This window comes from Xenorhabdus griffiniae (genome assembly GCF_037265215.1).
GTDB classification, from domain to species: Bacteria; Pseudomonadota; Gammaproteobacteria; order Enterobacterales; family Enterobacteriaceae; genus Xenorhabdus; species Xenorhabdus griffiniae.
This window is the reverse complement of the sequence record NZ_CP147737.1, coordinates 3,687,319-3,714,196: the sequence shown is the minus strand read 5'-3', so window position 1 is coordinate 3,714,196 and position 26,878 is coordinate 3,687,319. Positions and strand designations below refer to the sequence as shown.

27 protein-coding genes and 2 pseudogenes are annotated in these 26,878 nt (G+C 43.0%); 10 read left to right on the top strand and 19 right to left on the bottom strand.

Features of this window, described 5'->3' with window-relative positions; all coding sequences use genetic code 11:
• A complete protein-coding gene (locus tag WDV75_RS16590; protein WP_273560202.1) occupies positions 1-1,326 on the bottom strand; it encodes a hypothetical protein in 1,326 nt (441 codons plus the stop codon).
• A gap of 612 nt (positions 1,327-1,938) precedes the next feature.
• Positions 1,939-3,279 (bottom strand): MATE family efflux transporter, encoded by a 1,341-nt coding sequence (locus tag WDV75_RS16585; RefSeq protein WP_273560203.1) that lies wholly within the window; start codon positions 3,277-3,279, stop codon positions 1,939-1,941.
• A gap of 836 nt (positions 3,280-4,115) precedes the next feature.
• Here WDV75_RS16585 and WDV75_RS16580 point away from each other — a divergent pair.
• Positions 4,116-4,820: a hypothetical protein gene (locus tag WDV75_RS16580; RefSeq protein ID WP_273560204.1), complete on the top strand. Its 705-nt coding sequence runs from the start codon at positions 4,116-4,118 to the stop codon at positions 4,818-4,820.
• Positions 4,821-5,065: 245 nt separating this feature from the next.
• Here the strand turns inward: WDV75_RS16580 and uhpC are convergent, their stop codons facing one another.
• From uhpC to WDV75_RS16550, 6 genes are all read right to left on the bottom strand, one after another.
• Complete coding sequence (gene uhpC / locus WDV75_RS16575; RefSeq protein ID WP_420497529.1) at positions 5,066-6,361, bottom strand: MFS transporter family glucose-6-phosphate receptor UhpC; 1,296 nt, start codon at positions 6,359-6,361, stop codon at positions 5,066-5,068.
• Positions 6,362-6,427: 66 nt separating this feature from the next.
• Positions 6,428-8,005: an MASE1 domain-containing sensor histidine kinase gene (locus WDV75_RS16570; protein ID WP_273560206.1), complete on the bottom strand. Its 1,578-nt coding sequence runs from the start codon at positions 8,003-8,005 to the stop codon at positions 6,428-6,430.
• A gap of 3 nt (positions 8,006-8,008) precedes the next feature.
• Positions 8,009-8,641, bottom strand: coding sequence for a response regulator transcription factor (locus WDV75_RS16565; RefSeq protein ID WP_273560207.1), 633 nt, complete (start codon positions 8,639-8,641; stop codon positions 8,009-8,011).
• 498 nt (positions 8,642-9,139) lie between these two features.
• Positions 9,140-9,934 carry an adenosylmethionine decarboxylase gene (gene speD / locus WDV75_RS16560; protein ID WP_273560208.1) on the bottom strand — a complete coding sequence of 265 codons (795 nt, stop codon included), beginning with the start codon at positions 9,932-9,934 and terminating at the stop codon, positions 9,140-9,142.
• Between the two features lie 28 nt (positions 9,935-9,962).
• Positions 9,963-10,826, bottom strand: a complete 864-nt coding sequence (gene speE, locus WDV75_RS16555) for a polyamine aminopropyltransferase (protein WP_273560210.1) — start codon at positions 10,824-10,826, stop codon at positions 9,963-9,965.
• A 118-nt stretch (positions 10,827-10,944) separates the two neighbouring features.
• Complete coding sequence (locus WDV75_RS16550) at positions 10,945-11,292, bottom strand: YacC family pilotin-like protein (RefSeq protein ID WP_273560211.1); 348 nt, start codon at positions 11,290-11,292, stop codon at positions 10,945-10,947.
• A 776-nt stretch (positions 11,293-12,068) separates the two neighbouring features.
• Here WDV75_RS16550 and hpt point away from each other — a divergent pair.
• On the top strand, positions 12,069-12,608 hold the full coding sequence (hpt, locus tag WDV75_RS16545; protein ID WP_273560212.1) for a hypoxanthine phosphoribosyltransferase: 540 nt from the start codon (positions 12,069-12,071) through the stop codon (positions 12,606-12,608).
• 62 nt (positions 12,609-12,670) lie between these two features.
• Here hpt and can read toward each other — a convergent pair whose 3' ends face one another.
• Complete coding sequence (gene can, locus WDV75_RS16540) at positions 12,671-13,324, bottom strand: carbonate dehydratase (protein ID WP_099116848.1); 654 nt, start codon at positions 13,322-13,324, stop codon at positions 12,671-12,673.
• A 186-nt stretch (positions 13,325-13,510) separates the two neighbouring features.
• On the opposite strand from can, the gene WDV75_RS16535 reads away from it, so the two are divergent.
• The 3 genes from WDV75_RS16535 to WDV75_RS16525 all read left to right on the top strand — a co-directional run bounded on the left by WDV75_RS16535 (position 13,511) and on the right by WDV75_RS16525 (position 16,341).
• Positions 13,511-14,437 carry an ABC transporter ATP-binding protein gene (locus WDV75_RS16535; RefSeq protein ID WP_273560213.1) on the top strand — a complete coding sequence of 309 codons (927 nt, stop codon included), beginning with the start codon at positions 13,511-13,513 and terminating at the stop codon, positions 14,435-14,437.
• A complete protein-coding gene (locus tag WDV75_RS16530; protein WP_189760774.1) occupies positions 14,437-15,207 on the top strand; it encodes an ABC transporter permease in 771 nt (256 codons plus the stop codon). The genes WDV75_RS16535 and WDV75_RS16530 overlap by 1 nt, the downstream gene beginning before the upstream one ends.
• Before the next feature lie 450 nt (positions 15,208-15,657).
• Positions 15,658-16,341 (top strand): DUF7424 family protein, encoded by a 684-nt coding sequence (locus WDV75_RS16525; protein ID WP_273560214.1) that lies wholly within the window; start codon positions 15,658-15,660, stop codon positions 16,339-16,341.
• A 440-nt stretch (positions 16,342-16,781) separates the two neighbouring features.
• On the opposite strand, the gene WDV75_RS16520 is transcribed toward WDV75_RS16525, so the two are convergent.
• The 3 genes from WDV75_RS16520 to WDV75_RS16510 form a co-directional block, all read right to left on the bottom strand.
• On the bottom strand, positions 16,782-17,309 hold the full coding sequence (locus WDV75_RS16520; RefSeq protein WP_047686440.1) for an SMI1/KNR4 family protein: 528 nt from the start codon (positions 17,307-17,309) through the stop codon (positions 16,782-16,784).
• A gap of 3 nt (positions 17,310-17,312) precedes the next feature.
• Positions 17,313-17,858 (bottom strand): DNA/RNA non-specific endonuclease, encoded by a 546-nt coding sequence (locus WDV75_RS16515; protein ID WP_338860164.1) that lies wholly within the window; start codon positions 17,856-17,858, stop codon positions 17,313-17,315.
• Between the two features lie 173 nt (positions 17,859-18,031).
• Positions 18,032-19,051 (bottom strand): RHS repeat-associated core domain-containing protein, encoded by a 1,020-nt coding sequence (locus WDV75_RS16510; protein ID WP_273560215.1) that lies wholly within the window; start codon positions 19,049-19,051, stop codon positions 18,032-18,034.
• A 34-nt stretch (positions 19,052-19,085) separates the two neighbouring features.
• On the opposite strand from WDV75_RS16510, the pseudogene WDV75_RS16505 reads away from it, so the two are divergent.
• A pseudogene (locus WDV75_RS16505) lies at positions 19,086-19,235 on the top strand (XRE family transcriptional regulator); the annotation flags it as partial.
• A gap of 84 nt (positions 19,236-19,319) precedes the next feature.
• Positions 19,320-19,613, top strand: coding sequence for a SymE family type I addiction module toxin (locus WDV75_RS16500; RefSeq protein ID WP_273560216.1), 294 nt, complete (start codon positions 19,320-19,322; stop codon positions 19,611-19,613).
• 96 nt (positions 19,614-19,709) lie between these two features.
• On the opposite strand, the gene WDV75_RS16495 is transcribed toward WDV75_RS16500, so the two are convergent.
• The 3 genes and pseudogenes from WDV75_RS16495 to WDV75_RS16485 form a co-directional block, all read right to left on the bottom strand.
• On the bottom strand, positions 19,710-19,958 hold the full coding sequence (locus WDV75_RS16495; protein ID WP_273560217.1) for an immunity protein TriTu family protein: 249 nt from the start codon (positions 19,956-19,958) through the stop codon (positions 19,710-19,712).
• Positions 19,946-20,377 (bottom strand): annotated as a pseudogene (locus tag WDV75_RS16490) (RHS repeat protein); the annotation flags it as partial. The pseudogene WDV75_RS16490 and the gene WDV75_RS16495, both read right to left, overlap by 13 nt.
• A gap of 174 nt (positions 20,378-20,551) precedes the next feature.
• Positions 20,552-20,881: a hypothetical protein gene (locus WDV75_RS16485; RefSeq protein ID WP_338859976.1), complete on the bottom strand. Its 330-nt coding sequence runs from the start codon at positions 20,879-20,881 to the stop codon at positions 20,552-20,554.
• Between the two features lie 34 nt (positions 20,882-20,915).
• On the opposite strand from WDV75_RS16485, the gene WDV75_RS16480 reads away from it, so the two are divergent.
• Positions 20,916-21,086, top strand: a complete 171-nt coding sequence (locus tag WDV75_RS16480) for a hypothetical protein (protein WP_273572158.1) — start codon at positions 20,916-20,918, stop codon at positions 21,084-21,086.
• Between the two features lie 6 nt (positions 21,087-21,092).
• Here the strand turns inward: WDV75_RS16480 and WDV75_RS16475 are convergent, their stop codons facing one another.
• The 3 genes from WDV75_RS16475 to WDV75_RS16465 form a co-directional block, all read right to left on the bottom strand.
• The gene (locus tag WDV75_RS16475) at positions 21,093-21,284 is read right to left on the bottom strand and encodes a hypothetical protein (protein ID WP_273572156.1); all 192 of its coding nucleotides are present in this window, start codon (positions 21,282-21,284) and stop codon (positions 21,093-21,095) included.
• Between the two features lie 29 nt (positions 21,285-21,313).
• Positions 21,314-22,360, bottom strand: coding sequence for a site-specific tyrosine recombinase XerC (gene xerC / locus WDV75_RS16470; protein ID WP_273572154.1), 1,047 nt, complete (start codon positions 22,358-22,360; stop codon positions 21,314-21,316).
• A 218-nt stretch (positions 22,361-22,578) separates the two neighbouring features.
• On the bottom strand, positions 22,579-25,293 hold the full coding sequence (locus tag WDV75_RS16465) for a CHC2 zinc finger domain-containing protein (protein ID WP_273572152.1): 2,715 nt from the start codon (positions 25,291-25,293) through the stop codon (positions 22,579-22,581).
• Positions 25,294-25,429: 136 nt separating this feature from the next.
• Here WDV75_RS16465 and WDV75_RS16460 point away from each other — a divergent pair, with 136 nt between their 5' ends.
• A complete protein-coding gene (locus tag WDV75_RS16460; protein WP_047686454.1) occupies positions 25,430-25,762 on the top strand; it encodes an RstR family transcriptional repressor in 333 nt (110 codons plus the stop codon).
• A 77-nt stretch (positions 25,763-25,839) separates the two neighbouring features.
• On the top strand, positions 25,840-26,160 hold the full coding sequence (locus WDV75_RS16455) for a SymE family type I addiction module toxin (RefSeq protein ID WP_273572149.1): 321 nt from the start codon (positions 25,840-25,842) through the stop codon (positions 26,158-26,160).
• 98 nt (positions 26,161-26,258) lie between these two features.
• Here the strand turns inward: WDV75_RS16455 and WDV75_RS16450 are convergent, their stop codons facing one another.
• A complete protein-coding gene (locus WDV75_RS16450) occupies positions 26,259-26,870 on the bottom strand; it encodes a hypothetical protein (RefSeq protein WP_047686580.1) in 612 nt (203 codons plus the stop codon).
• Positions 26,871-26,878 lie beyond the last annotated feature (8 nt).

Below are 26,878 nucleotides of genomic sequence, written 5' to 3'. Positions count from 1 at the left end.
TCAGGAGAAGGCCAGGAAAGGGGAAACACATAACAAAATTCCAGTAAAGATGATCAAGATAAGTGATATCTCTTTGTAATGGCGCAAGCCAGGGACTTTGTAGACTAAATAAGCCGGAATAAGGCAGCCAACGATGCCGAATATTGGGCTACAAATAGAAGTAAAACTTAATACAGGGGCATTCAGAAGGATCGCACTCCATGCCAATAAGATGGCAAACACCATGATGCCTTTTTGTACCCACTTTTCATTGATCTTTTCAGCAGGCATCAGGCGACTAAGAATATTCATGGCAATGCCTTGGCTGGCTTCGCGAAACCCAAGGTAAACACCAAAAAAGGCAGTCATCACGGCAAAAACATTGAGCATGATACTGACAGCAATAACCCAACCGCCTGGGAAAAATTGGGCGGCAATGGCTAATGCTGAAATATTCTGTTCATAGGCTTTGAGTGCTTCGTCATGTCCCATTGCCAGCGTAAAAGAGATGGCATAGAAAAATACCGTACAAAACAGGATAGCAAAAGCAATGTTCATCGCTCTCAGTGCCTTATGACGGGCAACTTCACGGTTTTTCTCCCGATTGCGATAAGAAATCACCATTGGGCTAAGTGTTTGGATAAACAGGATGGACGTGAGCGTAAAAGGTAGCGTGATGATAGCTTGTTTGATCAATAGTTCCAGGGGAGGTAAGGCCCCGATATTGTAAAGATGCCACATACCGATCATGGAAAATCCTAATGCCGCGATAACAAATAACTTGGTTATGACCATTAGGCTGGATATTTTGAACAGTAATTGTTCACCACGGGAAGAGATGGCGACTAATACACAGATTAATACCAATCCATAAAGCGGATTTTTCGACATTAATTCATCTGTGATGCCAAATGTTTGCAGGTAAGAAGCACTATCATTGGTTATCGCGGTGGAATAAACAAACATCCAGATCACCAGCATAATGAAGTAGAGTACGCCTAACAGAATGCCCCAATTTTTACCAAGATAACCACTGATAACACTAGGGTAATCTTTGCATTCTGGTGACTCTGCCAGGGTATTGATGAAGAGCCGCTGAAAGAGATACATGGCAGGATAACCAATAATGGAAGAGAGCAGGAAAACCCACAATCCCATCAATCCAACCTGCGCCGGCAAGAAAACAATGCCGGCCCCGATTGCCATGCCGATACTCATAATAACCCAGCCAGTATCGGTATGGTCGAATTTTATTGCTTTTTTCCACTCTTTCTCCGTCATGTTGGCGCGTTTGGCCGCTGGAGATAACTGTGGCGTGACGTTATTGTTTTTTGTTGCTGTTTTCATATCTTTTAGTAAGTGAATTATTGTGTGCTGATAGCTAATGTGATTCCAAGGAGAACAACTTTTTCATGAAGAAGAAATTACAAAGGGAAACTGCGCAAAAAAGAAAATTGTCAAAAACACGTTGTCAGGATTAAATCCTTTTTATCGTTAATATTATGCTGTAATTCAAAGGATTAATCTATACCAATCTAACTAGGTTTCCATAATACTGAGAATATCAGATGTTGGCGTTCCTTACCCCGCGCGGCGTAAGGAATATTTCTATCATTTTGAAACGCTATTTAGTGAAATAGGATTAAACTATGTGTCATCCTGTTTTTCGATGAAAAATAAAGGAAAATTAATACTTAATTGGTAAGACCTTATTTTACTATAGACTTGGTATTAATAAAAACAAAGCGGGTAATGTTATTGATAAAATAAAATGGAAATAGCCCTGTTTTTTATTTTTTTACAGTCTTGAAATTAAATTATCAGATAAATACTGAATAACATATTAATGAGAAAATTGTTCAAGTTACTATGCAATTATTAATCAAACCCATCTTTGATTAAAATGCCGCAAGTCTATTTGCGGCATTTTTTATACTTATTGTTACTGTTATTTTTTAATTAGACATCTAATCGCTTGGTTTGCCATCTTTTAGACTTCCAACGCCAGGCGTTCACTAACCCGCGGATCCACTCGTCGCAGAAGAATCCTATCCAAATCCCCAAGATCCCCATACCCATGGTAATTCCCAAAAAATAACCGACTGGAATAGAGATTCCCCACATACAAATCAATGCGGTATAAAGAGGAAAACGGGCATCACCAGAAGCACGCAGAGCATTGACCATCACAATGTTGAAAGTGCGTCCTGGCTCCAAAAAGACCGAGAGCAGGAACAACGGCAGCAGAAGTTCAACAATCTTCTGATCTTCCGTCATAACATAGAGAAGCGGTTCCCTGAAAATCCAGAACATTAAGACGACGCCTATTGTAACAATCACACCAATTTTCAGGCTCTTCAGCCCCCGAAGATAGGCATCTTCAAAACGCTTTGCCCCAACAAGGTGACCAACCATAATCTCATTGCCAATGCTGATAGAGATACCAAACAACATAATGAACAGAGATAGCTGGAAATACAGTGTTTGCGCGGCCAGAGACATTTCACCCATCAGGCCGATAAACGCCTGTGCAGTCATATATTGCAGGATCCACACCAAATTCTCACCCGCGGCAGGTAAGCCGATGTGCAGGATTTTGCTCAACATATTCTTAGACCAATTCACGAGCAATTTAGGCTCGAATTTGATCTTCAAACCAAAAAACAGTAATCCGCAGAGCAAAATAACAGCGACAGTACGACCAAATACTGTAGACCACGCTACGCCTTCGAGTCCATATTGAGGCAATCCAAAGAATCCATAGAGTACGATCATATTGCCGACAATGGTAAGCAGGTTGGCAATCAGCGTGACATACATGGCCGATTTTGACTTTCCATAAACCCGCATGCAAGCCGCCAAAATAATCGAAATTGCTTCGGGTACCAGACAGATGCCAAGAACATGCAGATAAGCGAATCCATCTTCCATCAGATTTTCAGGCAGGTTCATGATATACAGGATCTTATAACCGAAGAACACGGTGATCAGCGCACAACTGAAACCCAGCACAAAATTAAAAGCAATGGAAATATGAATAGCCTGGCTTGCTTTATCACGTTTTCCTGATCCCAGATATTGAGCTATGACAACACTGCAACCTACGCTGATAAAGTTAAAAATTGTAATAAAGAGATCAAAAACATGATTACCCACTCCCATTGCAGCAAGATAAGCAGAAGAAATATGGCTGACCATGTACGTATTGATTAATAACGTCGCCATATGCAGAAAGATATCAATGAAAATCGGCCAACTTAATGAAAAAAGAGAGCGATCAACAACATCAGACTGATGCATTAGTAAAACCTATTTATTAGAAGTGAAATGAATGGTCTTTTGCGGTGTGACATCCCCAGAAAGCGTAGCTGATTTTACAGGGTTTATTGCTGATTTGATAGGCAGAACACGCGATTGTTTCACTGTCACACTTAAGCTTTTCCCTGAGCGCCTGAATGATGACTGATGATATTGACCAATTGAAAGCCCCTATCTACCAGCTTCAGACCGATATTCAGGGAAAAGATCGTCAGATTCAGGCGTAGGCCGAATCGCTGGCTGAGCTGCGTACCCAAATTAAACGGTGACTTGAACAGCTCAACCTTAGTAAATTTTTTACGGAACTGGAACCTCCTCAAACGCCATTACGACGATCCCCAGTATGATCTGCTTCCGTGGAACGTGAATATTGGCTACAGCGTATAAAATACACTGCTTAATTAGGTGCTCACGGTATGAATGTAATTCAGATCCCGACTCACAACATGGCGTGGTTAGTGATACGACGTTGGTTTTATTCTAAATCCTGAACGTGAAAAATAGGCTGCTTAGCTTAAATTGATGAGTCTCATATTTCCCCGCGTAGTGGGGAGATATAAACAATCACATTGATTTGCAAGCTGTAACTTGAAGTTGGATTGGTAAATGATATTTAACGCAATCCGGTTAAAAAGTGCCATTTGTGCTGCCCGATCGGGAGCTTTCAGCGAGATAGCATCGTTAATATTGTGAGATCTCGCCCCGATAAATTTATTTTCTTCTGCTCATTGACAATCGCTGATGTGGTCAAATAGCATACTCTTTTATGGTGTCATACTTTCCCTTTTAAGAATGAATTTAGTAGTGAGTGTAAAAATATGCCATTTAAAGAGCCTTTTACCCACAAATTGATTATTGGTGATTTAGTTTACGGACTAGGAAGTGAAAGATTAAGGTATCTTCATGAATATCAGCCTTTCAAAGGAAGTACTCTGGCTGTTGCTTTTGCTATAGAGAAGCGTTTTAACGCTCAAAGGACGCTTCCTAACGCTCAAGTTATGTTTATAGATCAATTTACAATCCCTCCAGAACTATGCGTTAAAGATGAATTAGCCCGAGAAAATATGAAAAGACAGTATGAATACATGCACATGACGAAAAAACTTCCCTATCAGAAGAGTTTTATGTTACATCTTAAAAATCATCCTAAATATAATACCTCATTGGAAATAATACCCGAAGATGCAGACAAAATATTCTCAAGGAAATGTAAAGGAGGATTATCTTGGGTAACTACAAGCAATGGAAATACTGATCTGCTTAAGAATAATAATATACATTTTATTCTTGATGGCATCGATATGAGATATGTAGTAAATAAAATTAAATATCCAGGAGTTAGGACTGATATAATTTCACATGAATTGAGATGGGTCTATAGAAACAGGTACAATCCTAACGTGCAAAGAAAAATTCAATTTTGGTTAGATGGTAAACCGACTTCTCCACCTTGGGAAAGTGTTGAAGGAAAGGAAATATGGAGATTATACACTCCAAGGTCTGAAATTACGAGCGCTTTTTAATTCTGGTTTGCCGACAGATTTATATTTTTAATATATACATAATTTATATAATAATAAAATTTTAATAAATAGAGATAAATTAAACTTCATAATCCGCTTGAAGCGTATCATCGCTCATACTTTCGGAAAACGGTTGACACAACATCCCCTAAAATGCATGACGAAATGATCGGCACTTTCATCGAAAGAAAATGTTATGTTTAAGACCAATCAACACCTTGAATACATCACCGGTAATTCTGTTATCAGTCTGTTTTATACTCTTTACTGACGTCAGCCATTAACATTGGCATCAGTAATAACCCTATCACAGCGGCTGCAAGAGTCAGCAAGGCAAACATGCCTGTCCAATCATAGTGGTCAATGATTTGGCTTAATGGCCAACCAGCAATTGCGGCACCATAATAAGCATACAATCCTAAATATCCTGTTACCGTACCTGCCGCTTTTTTGTGGCAGTGTTCAGTTGCTGAAAGACCAATTAACATTTGAGGACCAAATACAAAAAAACCAATACTAAAAATACAGATAGATAATAATACGTAATTATTTATAGGAATTAACCAGAGTGCAGCCATAGAAAAGAAAAGGCCAAGAGAAAATAGTAGAATTACGGGTGTACGTTGACTGCGAAATAATAAATCAGAACTCCATCCAGAACAAAGAGCACCTAATAATCCTCCCAGTTCAAATAGCGACAGTGTGGCATTGGCATTCAGTAAGTTAGCTCCATGTTTTTCTAATAACCATAAATTACCCCAGTCATTAATTGCGATCCTAATGAAATAGACGAGAATATAAGAAAAACCAAGGAGCCAGATGGTACGGTTGAATAAAATGGTTTCCTTTAGAATTTTTATCATAGGCATGGGTAAAGATAACCGTTCTTGTCGTAGCTCCATGGTATCTTGTCGCCAATCCCCTACGCTAGGTAAACCATGTTCCTGTGGCGTTCCCCGCATTCTCCGGCATAACCAAATTCCAAGCGCAATGCTGATGAGTCCAGGAACAAATAATGCAGCGCGCCAGCCATAATAATTGGCTAAAAATGCAGACAATAGTGGCAGAAAAATACCACTTATATTGATGGATATATTCCAACAGCCCCACCAGAAACCTCGTTCATTACGAGAATACCAGTGAGTGAGAAGTCGAGCACATGTTGGCCATCCCCATCCTTGAAAAAAGCCATTCAGCGTCCAGACAAATAATAGGGAGGGCAGTGATGAGCAGAAGGTAAAAATAATGTTCAGTACACCTGTCATTAATAGCCCTACCCCCATGAACCAGCGATAACCAGTATGATCATGGAAAATGCCGGCAAAAAATTTTGAACTGCCATAAGCAAGGTAAAACAAACTGATTATCCATCCAATATCATTTTTATTAAGAGCCAATTCCAGTTGCATGGCGGGCATAACGATATTCAAACTTTTGCGAGTTAGGTAGAATGCGGCATAGCCTATAATCATTGATATGAGCAAATGGCTTCGCCAATAACGATAATGTTGTGATATTTGCTCATGGCTGGTGCCTTGCATAAGTGCCTCCATAAAAAAGATACGAATAGTCGTTGTTGCTTTAGCCGTCCCAAAGAGGATATTTTGTTATTCAGTATTACTGCCTGAATCTACAGGTAAATATATATTGACATGGGTTCCTTGTTGGATTTTGAGTCTCCAATGGCCTCCAAGCGCTCGGACACGCTCTTCAATCCCCTTAAGCCCAAATCCTGTATTTTTTTTATCATCAATAATACCAATGCCGTTATCGTCAACCTGAAGCACGATTAAATTTCTTTTTTGCTTTAATGTAATGTTTATTTGGTCGGCGTTAGCATGTTTACTAATATTGTTCAGTAATTCTTGAATCAGCCTATAAAGCGTCAGAGTGATCGTGTTATCACTGGGAGTATGTGGTAACTGATAATCAAAATGGCAACAAATGTTTTGCTCTTCAAAAGCAAATTCATTTATTAAGTGATGAATTGATTGTTCAAGAGACATTTCATCGAGTGCCGGTGGGCGAAGCTCGCGCAGCAGTTGACGCGTTGTTTGATGTATTTGTTGGGAGAGGTGATTAATCTGTTCGGCAGATTTCTGAGCTAATGCCAACGTTGAAGTCCGTTTTATTAGCATAGATTGGATTTGAATGGCCGTTATATTTTGCCCGATGGCATCATGGAGTTCTCTGGCAATATTTTTACGGATATCTTCTTCTGTATGTACTAATTTTTGCATCAAGATATGACGTGTTGCTAACTCTTTTTCTAGTCGTTCACGATAACGGTTTAAATTATTTGCCAATTGTTTTTGATAGGTTAGGCTACCTGCTAATTGTTGCTGGCGACTGATGGCAATGCCAAGCCCTATCCCTAATAAAGCTTGCGTGGTTAAAAAAATCTCCAATTCCTGTAATTCACTGAATGAACCATTGAATTGACGGGCAGAAGTGACGAGTAAACTTCCTAATAATGCGGAGAGAACTCCACCTTGCCAACCATAATGATAAGCCATAAATATATTAGGAATAAAGACTAAAATTGACAGTAACCACTCTATTTCCGAGGATAGAAGATATTGGCCACTTATTCCCAGCAAACTAAACAGGAAACACCACATCAGCAAAGATGTTCTTAATTGTGGATCGGCTATATCAGCTTTAGTATGCTGATTCTTCCAATATTTCTCATATAAATAAACATAAATCAGATAAATGAATGGAGAGAGTAAAAATCCGCCAGTTAAGGAAGAGAGAAAAATAAAGCTGATTTTATCAGGTAACGAAAAGCTTAAAAATAAAATTTGTAAAAGGCTATTAATGATAACGCCCGCTAATAAAATAGAAAGCTGTTGCCAATAAAGAGAATAATTCCACCATATTTTTTGAATAATGAGTGCAGGGATCAAACTAATAAATGGGGAAAGTAGAATGATTGGATATATAATGAGTTGTTCGCTTTTTAGCCATAGTAATATACTAATTTCACTCATCAGCAGAATTGGAAGATAACGTCGCCCCAGTAAGGTCATAAATACTAAGCGTATCCCTTGGGGTAAAAATAGTGTCGCCTGTAGTCCACTATTGTGAAAATAAAAACTGATTACCCATAATGAAATCCAAATCAGTGAATAAAATAGACCGAGGAATAGTGATTGTAAAATGAAGAGAAATTTTTCATTCATTGTTTAACTCGTCGTAATGATTTGATTCTTAAGGGCATAATGAACTAGATCAATAGTGGTATTACATTGTAATTTATCTAAAATTCTGGCTCGATGGACATGAACTGTGTTGTGGCTAAGTTCAAGTTGTTCAGCAATTACTTTTACACTGCTCCCATCAACTAATAAGGTAAAAATTTCTCTTTCTCTTGGTGTCAGAGCGTGTAGTGCTGTAATTTCTTGAGGTTTTTGGCGAAGTGCTTTCATTGCATGAGCACAAAGATAAATGTTTCCTTGATGGACTAACCGGACGGCCTGTACTAATTCCTCTGGCCCACAGTATTTCGTCAAATAACCGCGTGCACCTGAATCTAGTGCACTTTGCACAAGCGCAGCGGTGTCATAAATGCTTAACATGATCGTACGAAAATTTGGGTTGGTAGGACGAAGTCGGGTCAGAAGCTGCAGGCCACTTTCGTTGGGCATGGAAATATCCATGATGACGATATCAATCGTTTTTTTTAGTAAATCCGGCCATGCCTCATCGGCACTACTGTATTGACCAACGATTATAATATCATCTTCAAGTGTCAATAATTGAGCAAAGCCTGAACGGACAACAACATGATCATCAATGAGAGCAATTTTTATCGTCATTTTTATTGTATGTCGTAGGGGGTTTTATTATAAATCATTCAGATATCATAATGTTCATAAAATAAAATTCATGCAAATAAATAAACTAAATTTGTTAGTTAGATAACAAAATTTATTTTAAAGCAGATAAAGTATATACCAATCGTCTTTCAAGATGCGTCTTATATCTCCCCGCGTAACGGGGAGATATAAACAATCACATTGATTTGCAAGCTGCTTACTTGAAGTTGGATTGGTATAGTAATAATGAATTCTATTTTTATTAATTTTTCATAAAAAACAAAAGCATTTATACGCATTAAACTTCAAATTGCAATTTACAACACGATATGAAACCTGATATCTCCCCGCGAAGCGCGGGGTAAGGAATACTGCTATCATTTAAACACTATTTAGTTAGGTGTGTTATCAAAATAAAGAATGCTATGCTTGGTAAGAAATGAATGACTGGCAGATTGATATTCTGCCAGTCAAAGAGATCAGGCTGAATACAATTAGTTATAGATTGGGTAAATTTCGGCCATAGTAGATTTCTTGTATCTCTTGCTTAAGTAAATGAATGATTTCTTTCTTTTCCGTTTCACTCAAGTCTTCTGCTGTGGTATTGAACAAATATTCATTCAGATCAAATTCTTTCAGCATCATTTTAGTATGGAAGAGATTTTCCTGAAAAATATTCACATCAAGCATATGGTACTGAGATTGAATCTCTTCTGTCACATAATTCTGGATAGAGCTAATTTCATGGTCGATATAGTGTTTTACACCATTAATATCTCGGGTAAAACCACGAACACGATAATCCATCGTCACAATGTCAGATTCCAATTCATAAATCAGATAATTCAGTGCCTTAAGGGGAGAAATGACACCACAGGTTGATACTTCAATATCTGCCCTGAAGGTACATATGCCGCCATTTGGATGGCTTTCTGGATAGGTATGTACACAGATATGGCTTTTGTCCAAATGGGCGACGACAGAATCAGGAAGTGGGCCAGGATTTTCCGTATTATCTACCAGCTTGGGATCAATGGGTTCTTCACTTATCAGAATGGTAACGCTCGCCCCTTTTGGATCGTAGTCTTGGCGAGCAATATTAAGAATGTTTGCACCAATGATTGAACAGGTTTCACTAAGAATTTCAGTTAAGCGGTTGGCATTATACTGTTCATCAATGTACGCGATATAACTGTCGCGATCGGCTTTCGTTTTTGCATAACAGATGTCATAGATACAGAAACTCAAGCTTTTTGTTAGATTATTAAAGCCGTGCAATTTCAGTTTGCGCAATTTAATTCACCTCCCGGTTAATGGGTGATTATTGGTTTCCAGATAGGGCATTCAGTAAGTATTGCGGCAATGCAAAACTTCCTGTATGTACGGCGGGTGTGTAGTAACGGCAAGCTATGGCCGCATCTTCAAAGCGTTGTTGTAGCGTTGTCAGAGGTACCTGACGCAAGGCAGAATTCTGGGTTGCCCAAGCAAATGTCATGATCCCACCGTAATAAGTTGGAATGGCAGCCTGATAAAAACTGCTGTCCGCAAAATAGTGGCTTAACTTTTTATGGCTGTTAACGGCCTCATCTTGCTGAAGGAAACAAACACCATTTTGGGCAACAAAAATACCACCTTCGTTTAGGCAATTAGCGCAGCCTGCATAGAAGTCAGAAGTAAACAGGCTTTCACCCGGTCCACCAGGATCGGTACAATCAGAAATGATAACATCAAATTTTTCAGATGTGGTTTTGACAAAATTAACACCATCGTCAATCACCAGCTTGAAACGAGGATCGCTATAGGCCCCTGCGTTATGGTTTGGCAAATATTGGCGGCAGAATTCGACCACACCAGCATCAATTTCTACCATTGTAATATTGTCGAGATAGTGATGACGGCAAACTTCGCGCAGCATCCCGCCATCACCACCGCCAATGATTAACACTTTTTGGGCTTGGCCGTGCGCAAATAGCGGTACATGGGCCATCATTTCATGATAGATAAACTCATCGCGCTCTGTGGTTTGAACCACACCATCGAGTGCCATGATGCGGCCTAGTTCTGTATTTTCAAAAATAATGAGATCTTGATGTTCTGTTTTATCGTGATAAAGCACGTTCTCAACGGCGAAATACTGACCGAAATTGGGATGCAACGTTTCATACCAAATTTCTTTTTGTGACATGTTCCGCTATTCCTCCATTGTGATCTTCGTCGGCATCGGCTGCACATAGTAGCCAATAATTTACATTGTTGTCACTTAGTTTCAACATGAAATTAATCTTGGAAGTATTCAAAAGGAATTATTTTATATAAGAGAGCAGGCTGAGGGAGTTCCTTGCAAGAGAACGGCATTTAACCTCATGAGGTAGGTTGATTCCCTTTAAGTCTTTGTAACCTAATTGATTTAGTTTCTGCATTAACTGACTATCATAGTTACTGAGATCCCACTTGTTACGTTGGGCAAAATAGATAATTGTACGTTTAATTTGAAAATCCGGGATGTGGCTATAGCCGCAGTCATGTTTTAGATAGATATAGACGGCTGTCAGATCGGCGAGATCTTCAGCTTCATTCTCAGACAGCGCTATTGCTGGTTGAGCAAAACTAAACAGAGCCAGAATGTACGCGAATAGGGCAATTTTTTGCATAATTTCTATTATACTGATTTTCTACCGTTTTGCTTAAATTAACATATTAATATCTTTGTTAGCCAAACTTTATTTGCTTCATTTTAATAAAATTACCGTTTTTTTCTGCCAGTGAGAAAATCGGGTTGTATGTTAACGAACAGGTTTGTTCTGATGGCAGAGAGTGTTAATTTATGCGCTTGGTGAGTTTATCCGGCAACATGCCCCCGCATTTCTATCTAAAAGTCAGACCAATCAGAGAAAGCATACGCAGTGCATCCGTTTTATTTTTTGGCGCTATCTGAAATTTAAATAATGTAATTATCTGATTTTGTTTAAGAATAGACGTTAATCACAATTTCATTGATGAGCTTTTACTCATACTAGAATCCATAAATATTCCTGTTGTATCCTGTTCAATTCATCCGATATTTATCGGAAGTCAGATCACAGGAGACACGGTGTCACACGTTATCTACTTATCACTGGCATAAACATTCGTGACGTCATATCAATAGCTTTCGACGCAATACGTCGCAACCTATTCACAAGGTCGTAACATTTGGCATGTTGACCTACTCACAGCCAACGATCTTTGCCAATAGACATTCATCTAAACCCAGCTTCCTCTTTTACCGCAATCGATACCTTCTGGTATACTTCGCCAATATTTTGTTCTCATGTTTTCTTATGTGTGCGTATTTGTGCGGCGAACTGTGTATCAATCGGTGTATCAATTTTAAAGAATTATCACATAATCAGACATGAATTTGTTATTAAAACAACTGGTTATCTTAATGAAGAAACATATTGTAGAAGTAATGATCTCCGAACAGGAGGTTAAGCAACGTATTGCTGAGCTGGGGCAACAGATTACAGAGCATTATCGTAATAGCGATCGTGAATTAGTGTTGATTGGCTTGTTGAGAGGATCGTTTATCTTTATGGCAGATTTATGCCGTGAAATTCAGGTTCCTCACGAAGTGGATTTTATGACTGCATCCAGTTATGGCAATGAGATGAGTTCTACCCGCGATGTGAAAATTCTCAAGGATCTGGATGAAGACATTCGTGGTAAAGATGTGTTGATCGTTGAAGATATTATCGACTCGGGCAATACTCTGAATAAAATCCGCGAGATTCTGGCGCTGCGTGAGCCTAATTCACTGGCGATTTGTACTTTGTTGAACAAACCTTCTCGTCGCGAAGTCGATGTTCCCGTTGAGTGGATTGGTTATTCAATTGAAGATAAATTTGTTGTCGGTTATGGCATTGATTATGCACAGCGTTATCGCCATCTGCCTTATATCGGGCATGTTACCTTGCTAGAAGATTAATATTGAGTGAGCAAATGGCAGCCTTTCTGCTGCCATTTATTAATAAGTTGTCTTTGGGACGGTTATTTTGTCTGGGATAATTTGGAAATAGCCTGACGGTAATTAAGTTCCAACTTTTCACGGCTGTCAGCGGTAATATCCAGATCATGTAATTCACCATCCTTCAAACCATATACCCAACCGTGGATCATCACTTTCTGCCCGCGTTTCCATGCGGATTGCATAATGGTTGAGTGGCCAAGGTTGTAAACCTGTTCAATGACATTCAATTCACACAGGCGATTTAGTCTGTCGTTAGGAGGTAACTCACCAAGCATGGAACTGTGTTTGTACCACAAATCACGGATATGGAGCAGCCAGTTATTGATTAAGCCCAATTCAGTGCCATCCACGGCAGCTTCAATACCACCACAACCGTAGTGACCACAGATGATGATGTGTTCAACCTGTAAAACATCAACGGCATATTGTACAACAGATAAACAGTTTAAATCGGTATGGATAACGAGGTTAGCGACGTTTCGATGAACAAAAAGATCGCCGGGGGCTGCATCAATCAGTTTTTCGGCAGGTACTCGGCTATCAGAGCAGCCTATCCACAGAAAATGAGGTTTTTGCGCTTTTGATAATTCCTTGAAGAAAAGCGGGTTTTCTTCGTTTACGGATTTTGACCACTGTTTGTTCCTGGCAAACAGCTCTTCAATTTTTCTCATCATAACTAATAGCCTGATAACATTTTTGAGATAGAATCATATACAACATTAATTGAGAATTTAATATTTAATTGAAGAATGTTTTTTATTTTACCCCCTGCCATTGCTAAGAAACAGGGGAAAAATAATGGCATAATTTCTATTTTTCAGCAGTCAGCAATTGCAAATAATAAAGGGTATTTTTTACTTATGGCTTACGCATTGGAATTGAGGCAGCTCACGAAAGTCTATGAGAGTGGAGTAAAAGCGCTGCGGGGAATTGATTTGCGTGTCGAAGCAGGCGATTTCTACGCACTTTTGGGGCCAAATGGTGCAGGGAAATCCACCACGATAGGTATTATTAGTTCCTTGGTTAATAAAAGTGGCGGTAAGGTTAAGGTCTTTGGTTACGATATCGATATGGATCTCGTTAGTGCCAAACGGCAGCTTGGCCTTGTTCCACAGGAATTTAATTTCAACCCATTCGAGACGGTGATTCAGATCGTACTAAACCAGGCGGGATATTATGGTGTTCCGCGTAATGTGGCGCAGGAGAGGGCGGAAACCTACCTTACTCAATTGGATCTATGGGAAAAACGTAACGAGCGGGCAATTCGTTTATCTGGTGGTATGAAACGACGTTTAATGATTGCCCGTGCTTTAATGCACCAGCCAAAATTGTTGATTCTCGATGAACCTACAGCGGGAGTGGATATCGAACTGCGCCGATCTATGTGGGAATTTTTGAAAGAATTAAATGAGCAGGGAACCACGATCATCTTGACGACACACTATCTTGAAGAAGCTGAGATGTTATGCCGTAACATCGGCATTATCCAACATGGTGAACTGGTGGAAAACACAAGCATGAAAAACCTGCTTAGCCAACTTGAAAGTGAAACATTCTTACTTGATTTAGTCACCCCGAAAGGAACAAAACTTGTCGTGGAAGGTTACGATTACCGTCTGGTTGATGCAGTAACGCTGGAAGTGGATGTAAAACGCGGGCAGGGATTAAATGATGTTTTCTCCCAGTTAAGTACGCAGGGCATACAAATCAGCAGTATGCGTAATAAAGCAAATCGCCTGGAAGAGTTGTTTGTCGGATTAACCAATAATAATCAAGGGGATAGGTAATGATCCAACTATATTGGGTGGCTCTGAAAACCATTTGGATTAAAGAGGTTACTCGTTTTGGTCGTATTTGGGTACAGACATTACTGCCGCCAGTGATCACAATGTCCCTTTATTTCGTTATCTTCGGCAATCTGGTTGGTTCCCGTATTGGTGAAATGGGGGGATTTGGCTATATGCAGTTTATTGTGCCTGGGTTGATCATGATGTCAGTGATCACCAACTCTTACGCTAACGTTTCTTCATCTTTTTTTGGTGCTAAGTTCCAGCGCAGCATTGAAGAAGTACTGGTTGCACCGGTTCCAACCCATGTCATCATTGCTGGATTTGTTGGGGGCGGAGTCGCTCGTGGGGTATGCGTTGGTATCTTGGTGACATTGGTTTCCCTATTATTCGTACCGTTGCAGATACATTCATGGGGAATGGTGGTTATCACTTTACTGGCAACGTCGATTCTATTTTCGTTGGCGGGGCTATTGAATGCCATTTTTGCGAAAACGTTTGATGATATTAGTATTATCCCAACATTTGTTTTGACTCCGTTGACCTATTTGGGGGGCGTATTCTATTCCCTTACTCTGTTGCCTACTTTTTGGCAGATAGTGTCAAAGCTTAACCCGATCGTCTATATGATCAGTGGCTTTCGTTATGGTTTTCTCGGTATTATGGATGTTTCTCTGGCGATGACATTAGGTATGTTGGGGATCTTCATTGTTGGATTTTATCTATTGGCTTGGTATCTCATTGAATCAGGGCGAGGGTTAAGAACTTAATAGCCCAAATTTAATACTCCGCCGTTGATTACGGCGGAGTAGATATACGCATTAAACTTCCAGTTGCAACTTACAACACTATATAAGACATCACACGCATCTTGAAGTTAGATTGGTATATCATATTAATTATTAAATTGAATATTCAATATGTTGATTCTTGTATCGCTATTAGAGTTGAAAATAAAGAGTAGACACAACTAATAACACCTTGAATGCGAATTTTTTTTCATTGGTTTTATTTTTACATGATTTTCTATTTATTGATCACAAGATATTGAAATAGGCGGCGCTGTTTGAACCGGAAGAAATGTTCGACTTATGGGAAATTTCTATAACTAACCATTACAATAAAGCACTGGCAACACAAAAATAATGAAAGACATAAAGTAATTATGGTTAAATGCGACGGCAATATGGACATATTCAAATTCTCTAAAGGTATTTAAAATGAAAAAATGGTTAGCGGTTGCAAGCTCAGTGCTTCTCCTTTCCGGTTGTAAGGTTGATGTTGAAACGAAAGTAAATACCGATGATCTCACAGCGGTTGAGCATAAATTGGTTAAGGGCAATATCGATATTGAAGTGTCATCCTGTAATGACTATGAAGATTCACGTAAGGAATCAAAGAACCTCATCGAATTAAAACAGAAAGTCCCCACTATTTTTAAAAATGCCGAGTACGTGGAATGTTATCGCAAGAAATTTGATTCCTATGCGCATTTCACTATTCCTGTCGCAGTGGGGGTATTGCCAGAAGATGGTCAACTGGGTGATGAGGCGGATGTTTTTATTCTTTCCCACCAAAAGGCTTATGCAGGTGCGGTGATCCCAAAAGATGTGCTTAATAAAGTCAAAAAGGCACAAAAAGATATGATGGGTAAACTGGATATCAGAATGAGCATTATTCTGGAAAGAGGGACAAAACCTGTGCCAACCTTGGTTAGTCTGGGTACTTATATGACCAGTGCGAAAAATAAAGATTACCCGCTTGTGGCAAATGGGATCAATCTGGCTAAGGAAATGAAATTTAGACTATCGGATGTTTCCAACTCATCTTTGTCTAATGGTGATTTTGTTCCTTTTCTTGTTACACCTGACTATTTCGATTTTTTACAAACAGATAAAAAATAGTGTGTTCTTGTCTTGATCCAAGACGACATTTACCTTAATCACAAGGCCGTAGTAATACGGCTTTTTCATTTGCCTAGCGAAGCTGGCAAACCTGTCAGACCGAAAGGTCTTGAATCGCTCCGATTGAGGGAAAGATCATCCGAATGGCAAGAGTGTTCCGGCCAACGTCAGGGTTTGAAGGAAGCTACAGGCACACAACGTAATCGTACGAAATAGCGCAAAATTCTATACTCAGTCAAACCAACCGAATGTTTGGGAGTGAAGTTTCTCACAGGGCACCCATCAAGTAACAGTACCAGCGCCAGCAAGACCAGCTCAGTGAGATTAAGCTGCGGATGCGCGAATTGATTGGGGAATATAAGAGCCGCTAAGGGCAGACACTGAGCGGCTCTTAAAAAGAAGAAAGCCGGAAGATCATGGGGATCTTTCCGGCTTATTTTTTAAATACTACTAAATTTTATATTATTAGGTGGAAAATCATCAGGCAATGATATGCATTTGATCTTTCTTGATAAAATACCCTCTAAAAAATCAGTGAAGTTTTCTTGCCTATATTCAACTTCTGGTGCCCTTGCCGCAATAAGTGCAACATTCCATAAATCACTATTATCTGATGAAGCAACCCAAAATATATAGTCACCGTTATCAGTAACACCGATAGGAAGCAGTCCGTTAATATCAGGATAAAGAATAAACGGATAGTAATCGGGATCAGATTCAACAAGAGAATTAAAATCCTCAATAACCCATTCTTTCTGGCTAAAAAAATTCAAATCCTCATCTTCGCTAAATGGGTTAAAGATCGTGATAAAATCGGCAATTCTGCCTGTACCATACTGAGTGATAAAATCAATATAATCTTTAGGGAAAGAGTGTATATCATCTATCAGTGGCCATTTTTCATCATGACCATTTTCATTTGGATGGATAGGCAAGGGCAATATATTATTTAAACTCTTTATACTCATTATTTACATTCCCGGTGGGTTAAGGACAGTTACATATTCATAGAATCCGCCGGAACCTTCCGCTTTCATTGTAATACCAGCCGGAATTCTGGAAGGTCCCTTATAAATAGGAACAGAACTCATTTCAACAAGTTGTCCTTGTTCTAAGGCTTTTCTTATTCTACCTTCGACTCCGCTCATAAAAGGAGTATTAGCAGGTCGTTGTTGGAGAGTGACAAGGTTCCTAACATCATCACCGGAACCGCCTAATTGTCGACCGAGCAAATGTCCTCTAGCCCTATTAGAACCTTTGCCTGTAATAAACCCTGGTGGTTGTATGTTCGGATTAGCGTGCGTGCCTGTATTAATATGGCTTTTATCTAAGGTGGCGTGAACTCCTGTTGGGCGACCTAAATCATCTAATTCTCCATATTTAATATTTGGACAATCTTCACCCGCTAACCCAAAAGGATCAACCCATCCAGTCGGATTATGCACATACCCGTACGGATTCAATCCGCCCAATAATCCCAAAGGATCGGGACTGATGTACTGCCCTGTCTTCGGCACATAAGACTGCAAGCGGTTATAGTATACACACGGCTAATAATGACTTAACCCCGTGGAAGGTAAAATGGCCTTCGTAAAAATGTCCGATTTTTCTTGAGCAGAACAGGGAGTGAACGGCTCTTAAAAAAGAACAAATCTGGAAGATCACAGGGATCTTTCCAGCTCTTTGATGTTTATTCTCTACTTAGAAGTAATTCTTTCCATTTTTCAAGATAACCTTTGAATTCTTCTATGGTTGCGAGCTTAAGACTTTCTTCTGTATATTCGTTAAAAATTTCGACACCATCCGGTTTAATGGTAACAGTATGGGCATTGCCAGTACCTTCCCATAGTGGTGATTTACTATTGCTGATAGAGTCACATAATGAGATTAATTCATCAGTATAAGCGACATCCCTCTGAACATCTCCTATTAAAAAATCAGCCAATACATGGCGTTCGTAATCAATTTCTACCGTAGGATATCCGTCTTCTGTGATTAAAAATTTCATATCATTTTTACCATTTGTATTTTTAATATAATGGATAAGCTGTATTGATCTTTCCTGAAGCATCAAGCCATCTTCTATTTTCACTCCGCCTGGAGATACACCAGTCCATTTACCACTTGGATCAACAACACCATTTTGGAAAGCACCTTTAATTTCTGCCGTGACTTGTTGAGGACTCCAAGATTTAGGGTAAAACGTCGATTTGGCTACCTTCGGTGGCCACTCATTTGTTTTAGGGTTAAATATTTCAACTCTACCACGGTAAACTCCTTGAGCATTTGGAGGATTCGTAATTTCAACGATCCGTGCTTTTCCTTGATGAAGACCTTCATAATGAAAGCCAATAGCCTTACCTTTCTTATTGATCTCTCCGTGGAAAACATGCGCTTCATTTATCGGAGGAACAGTTTTTTTGGAAGCCTGCTTAAGCAGCTTATCGCAATCGTCTCCAGCTAATCCCAGCGGATCGATCCATATTGTGGGATTATGCACATAAGAATAAGGGTTAAAGCCCCCTTCAAGCCCAATGGGGTCACTCGATATGTACTGTGCAGTCTCCGGCGAGTAGTAGCGGTGCCGATTGTAAAAAAGACCCGACTCCTCATCAAAATATTGCCCTAAAAACCGGAAGTGACACTGAACATGGTGATCCGGGTGATGAGACGGGACGTCACCGCGTTTTTCCGCGTGGCCCCAGACCATTTCCCCTTGCTCATCCAGCAGTTCCCGTACGCTGAGTAATACGCGGTTAATTGAGCGGCTTAAAGCTCTTGAAGAATGCCAGCCGGAAGAGCAAGAGACAGTGATTAAACTGATTGATGCGGTGATTATGAAGAGCCGGGTTGAATCAGCAATGCGTCCGGTTGAGCAGGAGAAAGGCAGCTAAAGAGAAAGCATTTTTAACGCAGCTCCGGCGCGCTTGCAACACGCCGAAGTTGCTCACCACAAGCAACTAAGAAGGAGTTGAATGATGGCTAAGGCGAATTCTAGGCAAAACCGTGCCGTAAATAAAGCGGCAAAAACAGAACGTTATTACACCGTGGGATACGTACCGCAAAATGGCAGGCCGAACCCCCGACCCGCGATAAATTTAACGGGCAGATGGCTTAAGGCGGCGGGGTTTGAGATTGGCGGCACACTCACTGTTAAGATTATGGACGGTTGTTTAGTGCTCATCCCTGACAGCAACGAGACTCACGGCCTCAAACAGCAATACCAGCGCCAGCGAGAGCAAATCAGTGAAATTAAGCTGAGAATGCGCTAGCTGCTTGGCGACTACAACAGCAACTAAGGGCAGGGAATGAGCGGATCTTAAAAAAGAAAAAAGCCGGAAGATCACAGGGATCTTTCCGGCTTAAGTTTAATTTAGTAGGCTATGAAATTCTTTGAATGATTCAATTACTTCCTCATCAGAGGATAATTCTCTTCTTTCATTGATAATATATTTTTCAGTATCTACATCGAGAATTTCTAGTACGCATGACAAATCATCCCATACAGTAAACCGAGCAATATTTTTATCCGTATCAATATCAACAACTAAACTCTCGTTATTTACAATTATGGGATAATTGTAATTAGATATAATCCATAATCTTATTTTTTGCATACTGTCATTATCCCCTCTGTTGTTTTATGTGCTTTAATTTCCATATTAGTAACTTCCGGCATTTCTGGTACAGGCAATCCTTTACGTTTTGCTAAACGCCCTTCTAAAGAATCTGGACCTACTATTTTTGCCCATTCATCATTTGTTTTTATCAACGATTTTTCAGGAACATCAAATTCAACATACACCGTTCCCGGTTTAGCTTGTTTACCGAAGGCATCAATATTTGCTGGATAACCGACATGCGTTGTTCCTGTAGTACTTTGAACTACTTTGCCAGTGTCACGCATTTTTTGGAATTCTTCGGGACTCATCCAACGACCAACTGTGACAGTAGATAGCCCGAAAGGATCTACATATTTGACCGGATTATCGACATACCCGTAAGGATTAAGGCCGCCTTTCAGCCCAATGGGGTCTTAGGGCAGGTTCCGGTGCGGTTATACTTTTTTAAGCGATTTTTTTCTTATCTATCAGCTTATTAAAGAACCGTTTTTACCTGTTTAGCCCATTCCCGCGAACCTAAAATGCCGAAGTGCACTTTTGGCCTGTTTTGCTATGCCACCGCCGCAAGCCGTTGTGCAGTATAGCGATCATTTTGGCTTGTGATGGATTGAATAACCTGATTTTGTGAGGCTTTTCACTTTCGGCAACGGGCGAACGTCGCCCAACTCGTTTGGGCGGCGGGCGCTCGTTCTGCGGGTGCGGGTGGCACAGAACCCGCCAGCGGCGCATTGCGACGCTATCAAGCACTGATGCGCAGGATCTGGCTCGGTTTTACCGATGATGCTTTGCTCAAGGGAAGCCCCCTCTGGGGGCTGCACGGGGCGGAGATGGCGAGCACGGTAACGAGCGAGGAGCGCAGCGACTGCGAGCCGGGCGCAGCCAATGCAGCGTGGGTTGGGGCGGGGGAGGTAAACCAACGGAGGCCGCAGGCCGACTTGCCTACAGGGGTGTTTGCCAGAGGATAGCAAGGCAGCTAAAGAAGGTACCTGCTTGGTTGGACGTTGGCGCAGTGTTCCGATTCGGCGCGGTGTTTGCCAAGAGGGTGCGCCGATGCTGACAGCAGAAGGCGAAGCCTTGTGCGCCACACCCCGCGATGCCGAACAGCGGGGGCGCCAGACATAATGTAAATTATGCGATGCGAGCCGCTTTGCCCGGTTTTTGGGAACGACTCAGCGCAACGGCGAGTTTCGCATAATTCCCCCACATTATGTTGAGTGGGCTTTGGGCGGCCTGCACTGACTGAACGGGGACACGGCTGCTCAGGCCGACCATGGCCCACGTACCCCCGCGAGCACCGATGCTGACGGGCAGTCCGGCCACGGTCTGCCCCTGCACCGTTCCCAGCGAACTCAACGGGGACTGTCAGACTGCCCGGTGCGTTGGGGTGTCGGTTCGGCATCCGGCTCGTCGCTGGCACAACCTGCACTGCTTTCCTGTGGTGTCGGTGTGTCACGCTCTGCCGGATGGGTTTGTTTATGCACTTTCTTCAAGTGACCGATCGCCACGCGTGTATAAATTTCTGTCGTGTTAAGTTTCTCATGTCCCAGCATTGCCTGGATATGGCGGATATCCGCGCCGTTATCCAGCATCTGCGTCGCCATTGAGTGCCGGAACAGATGGCAGGCGCCCGGTTTGTCTAACTGCGCCTGCTGCCGGATGGCCTTGCCTGCGATCTGCGTCAGGTGTCCCAGACTCAGCGGCCTGCCCTTTTGCGAGATAAACAGATAACCGCTGTCATAGTGCGCGGCCAGTTGTGGCCTGACGTTGACCAGATAGCGTTTCAGCCAGCCCAGCGCCCGCTCACCGACAGGCACAACCCGGTCTTTATTCCCTTTGCCCTGATTCACGACGACCGCACCGCGTTCGAAGTCGATGTCCCCCTGCCGGAGCTGGCGTAACTCCATGCGCCGGATGCCGCTGCTCCAGAGGATTTCCAGCATCACCCGGTTGCGAAGTCCCAACACACTCTGATCATCAAGGCTGTCCAACACCTGCGTGGTTTCCCGTTCACTCAGGATCTGCGCCGGCAGCCGCTTTTCTTCTTTCGGCAACACCATCTGCTCGGCTGGGTTATAGAGGATGTGATGGCGTTGCAGCAAATAGCGGAACCACAGCCGCAGGGCGATCAGCCGTTCCCGCTGACCGTTATTGCCGTAAGGCTGGCCATCGGCTTTACGGTAAGCCCGCAGATACCGCTGCCAGCTTTCCAGTAACACCAGTGTGACCTGTGCGGGGTAACGCACCGTGCGCTGTTCGCACCAGTCGATAAAGGGTAGCAGGTAGCTACGGTATGTTTCCCGCGTGCGGTCAGCCCGGCCTTGTGCCAGCAGCGTGTCGAACCACGCTTCAAGCTGTTGGCGCAGTGTGATCAGGGTGTTGTCGTGTGAAGTTATCATGCGGATTGTCCTTTTTGTCGTGGGTGCTATCCGGCAGTACGGTATGACGGGAAGTTTTTATTGTGTTGCCGGAACAGTGATTTTTCGTTTTGTCAGACTTGCGCTCGGTTAACCCACTCTGGCTGTGGCTTTAGGGTAGTTTTGGCTACCCAGACTTGACCCCGACTTGGGGTAGACTTGGGGAAGACTTGCCTCCGTGCTACCCAGACTTGCGGGGATCATACCGGGACGATCAGGCCGCTTAAGTGGGCGCTGTCGCCGTCACCGTCCCACAGCAGTTCGTATTGCAGCAGGTGCCCGCGACTGCCACCGTGAACAAGCAGGTATTCCATGTCGCTCAGGCGCTGGCAATGCAGCTTAAGCTGGCTGTCGCTCCAGTTCGTGTAAGCCCGGATATCCCGTCGGGTAAAACGCACCCTATTCAGTGCGCATTGTTGTTCTGCTGCCATGCCGTGCGCCATCTGCTGGATTAACAGTAACAGCCTGCGCGTCTGCGGCGGCATTTCGTCCAGCGTCCGGCCTAAGATTTCATGGGCAAGCTGGTTCGCCAGTTTGATATCGTCTTTGCTCACTTCGATATATTCAAGCCGCTTGCCGCGATGCTCAGTGCTCTTGATCTCCCGCTGGTGCTGGTGCAGCAGGGCAATGCTCTGGATTAACGTCAGGTATTTCATATGGTCACGGCGGGTGCGGGTTTTATCTGACAGGAACGTCAGTTGGTGAGCATAGGGATTGACCACATTCAGCGGTTTCAGCAGCCGCTGGGCGTTCTGGTGAAGCTGGGTCAGATAATCGCGCTCGTTCTCGGCCAGCAAGCCTTCGAGGGTTTGTTTCTGGCGCTGCACCGCGTGGATCGCTTCGGTCTGTTCGCGGGATTCATTCACCGTCAGCACCAGACAGCGGTTGAGCAGCTCTTCATCCACATCAATGGCAGTCGTGGTGAGCATCAGCATCACCGGGCCTTTGACGGTGTAGCTTTTGGTCACGAGGTTGCCCGTGGCTTCATCCTTGCCCGTACTCGCCATTGTTAACTCGCCGTCTGACTGCAACAGCTTGAGCGCATAAGCCGCCTGCCGCACGCCTTCTTCTTCCGCGATGGCTAATATTTTGTGCTGCAGGTTGGTTTCACCGAGATAAAACAGGCTCTGGCCGGTCATGGCGCTGTACTGGATGCGTTCTTCTTCCGGGATCAGGTTCAGTACGGCATCCATTAATGAGGATTTTCCGGCGGCACTGCTGCTCTGGATCAGGACGGCTAACGGTTTGGGTAACTTTCGGCTCACGGCCGCCAAAAAGCCCGCCAGTAAGTTAGTGGATTCGCCGACTACGCCGCAGGCGGCTAAGTCAGCGGTAATACGCGCCGTCAAGTACGGATCTTGCAGTAACGCCAGTGCTGCTTCCCGTTCCGCGATCCCCATCTCCGGTACGTTGGGGCCGGTGTCCGCGGGTTGTTGCTGCCACTGTTCGATCGCCAGTAACACCTGCCCCAGCGAACGCCGCAGATCCGCTTCGCCCAGCCCCAGCTCAGCCGCAGCCAGACGCGCATAACTGTGGCGGGAACGGGCACTGATCAGATCAACGCCATCCGCGAACAACACGCCGCTTTGCCTGTCCAGCACCTGCGCATTGAGTTTCATCACGGCAGCGCCGGCTTTGACTGTGCCCATGCCGCGCAGACACCATTGTAATGTGCCGACCGAGATCAGCAGCTCGCCGTTGTCGCCGGATTCACACACCACATTCGGCGTCACGCGGGGCACAGGTTCAGCGGCTAAGATGACTGTTGGTTCGGGGTCAACGGCGGGTTCAACTGTCTGGCGTTCAACGATAACGAGATCGGCAGCTTCCTGCATCGGTACGGCACTCTCAAGCAGCAGGGCAAAGGCGGATTCGGGTTCTGCCATCTGACACAGATAACCGTTCGCATCCCTGCCCGGCGGGAACACCACGCGCAGCGGTGTGATCCCTTTGGCAACCAATGCTGACGCCAGTTTGACCGCCGCTTCATTGCCTGCACTGTCATTGTCGAACGCGATCAGTACCTGCTTAATGCCGTAGTGTTCGAACGCCCGCCAGTGATCCGCTGTGACGCCATTTACGCCATAGGCGGCAGTCACATTGCGTTGCCCCGTTACCCAGAACGACATCGCATCAATCAGCGATTCACACAGGATCAACGTCTTGGACGTACCCAGCGCGGTTTCATTCCAGACGCCACCATGCGCCCCCGGCAGATACAGATGCAACGGTGTGCCCGGTCGCAGACGATCCGTGATTTTACGCCCGTACACTTCCTGTATCTGCCCCTCAGGACTGATCACCGGCACAACCAGTGAACCAACAAAATGCTCATGCCCTGATTTTCGCATCACGCCAGCGGCCTGTAAGCGTTGGCGGACATCAGCCCCGTCTTTGGTGTATTTACTGCCGGGCAGACGGTAAGCGAGCGTCCGGTTGGCAAAACCCAGCTTAAACTGCGTGACTAATTCAGGATGATTGAGCCGCCGCTTCGCCAGATACGCCTGTGCTTCCGGCGCATTCAGCAACGTATGGTGATAGAACCCAATCACCCGCCATAACAGCCCCTGTTGCCCGATAGCATCACTGACCAGCTCCGCAGGTTGCACCAACGGCTCTACCGAGGGATTGACTCCTAACACCGCGCGCAGGCGTTCCACGGCATGGCGCAGGCTTAACCCTTCGGTTTTCATCACCCAGTCCAGCACCGAGCCGCCCGCACTGCAACCAAAACAGTGATAGAGATTTTTTGACGGTGTGATGACCATCGAGGGCGTTTTCTCTTCATGGAACGGGCACAGCACAACCATGTCTTTGCCGCGCTTAAAGAGCTGCCGGCCTTGTTGCTCGATAACGGCCACTAAAGAGACGGCGGCTTTCAGGTGCTGTAATTCTGCGTCGGGGATGCGAGCCATAAAAATGTTCCTTTTAAAACCTTGTCAATGCTCTCTATAGATATTATTATATGCTCTATAAAGATTATTTAGTCAAGTCTATTTAGAACAGGGGGCGATAATGGAACTCATCAATATTGACAAAGGAACAGACTGGATGAGTTTTTCTACCCGCTTTCTGCAACTGCGCAAGCAGCATAGCCTGACCCAGCCCCAGATGGCTGAGCGTGTAGGCATACACCTGACCCAAGTTCGCCGCTACGAGTCTGGTGAAGCACAGCCCTCTTTGGACATTCTCAAGCGGATTGCTGTCACTTTTAATGTGTCGGCGGACTGGCTGATATTTGAGGAAGAAGAACGTGAACCGCAGGACGAACTGAAGCTGAAGTTTGAGGCGGTTAAACAGATGGATGAGGAAGAACAACGTTCGGTGATTTCAGTGCTGGATGCCCTGATTCTCAAGCATCAGGCTAGGCTATTGATTGGATAATCTGACTTAACGCGGCGCTGATGTGGTTGCAACACACCAACGCCGCTGACCACAACCAACTAACAAGGAGTTGAATGATGGCTAAGGCGCATTCTAGGCAAAACCGTGCCGTAAATAAAGCGGCAAAAACCGAACGTTATTACACCGTGGGATACGTGCCGCAAAATGACAAGGCCAATGCCCCGCCCGCAATTCATCTTAAAGGGCAGTGGCTTAAGCAGGCCGGATTTGATATTGGTGGCACACTCACCGTCAAGATTATGGATGGCTGTTTAGTGCTCATTCCTGACAGCGACGACACCCACACAATGAAGCAACAGTACCAGCGCCAGCAAGCCCAGCTCAGTGAGATTAAGCTGCGGATGCGGGAACTGATTGGCGACTACAACAGCAACTAAGGGCAGGGAATGAGCGGCTCTTAAAAAAGAAGAAAGCCGGAAGATCACGCTGATCTTTCCGGCTTAATAACGTGAATCATATTTCAGTTATTATTAATTTAAAAGCTACCACATGGAAATAGTTCAGATAAATTTCTCTTATAATATTCTATTTCATCTTGGTTTTTAAGTTTATAGTTTGACTTATAAAAATAAAGACTTAGCCAATACACACGGACGTAAGATAAATATTCATGTCTGTTTTTTTCTGAAAAATCAATGATTGAGTCTAAGGTGTTTTTTATACTTTCATTATCTTGCTCTGTATTCAAAGCCTCTTTAGTTAGTTTTTTAAGGGTCATGTAAGTATCTTTAAATTCTTGGGCACTCAAATGGTTTTCTGGCTCATCATAATTAACAAATAAAGCTGATTCGATATCATGAATAAGAATATCATCAATTAAACCAGATTTGTAATCTCTTATGTTTTTAATTAAATCAATCAGTTCCTTGCTCTGAGTTGATTCTACCAAAGAAATAATTACTGGTTCATGGCACAAAATTTCAAGATATTTATCTTCAATAGAACTATAGATATCTATAAGAAAATCATTATCAATTAATTCAATAATTGACCAAAAAAATCCGTCATGAAAATTAAACCACATATTAAAAGAGAGTATTTCATCACACTTTCTTTTAATTTCACGAATGCTATGTTCTATATTCATATAATCCA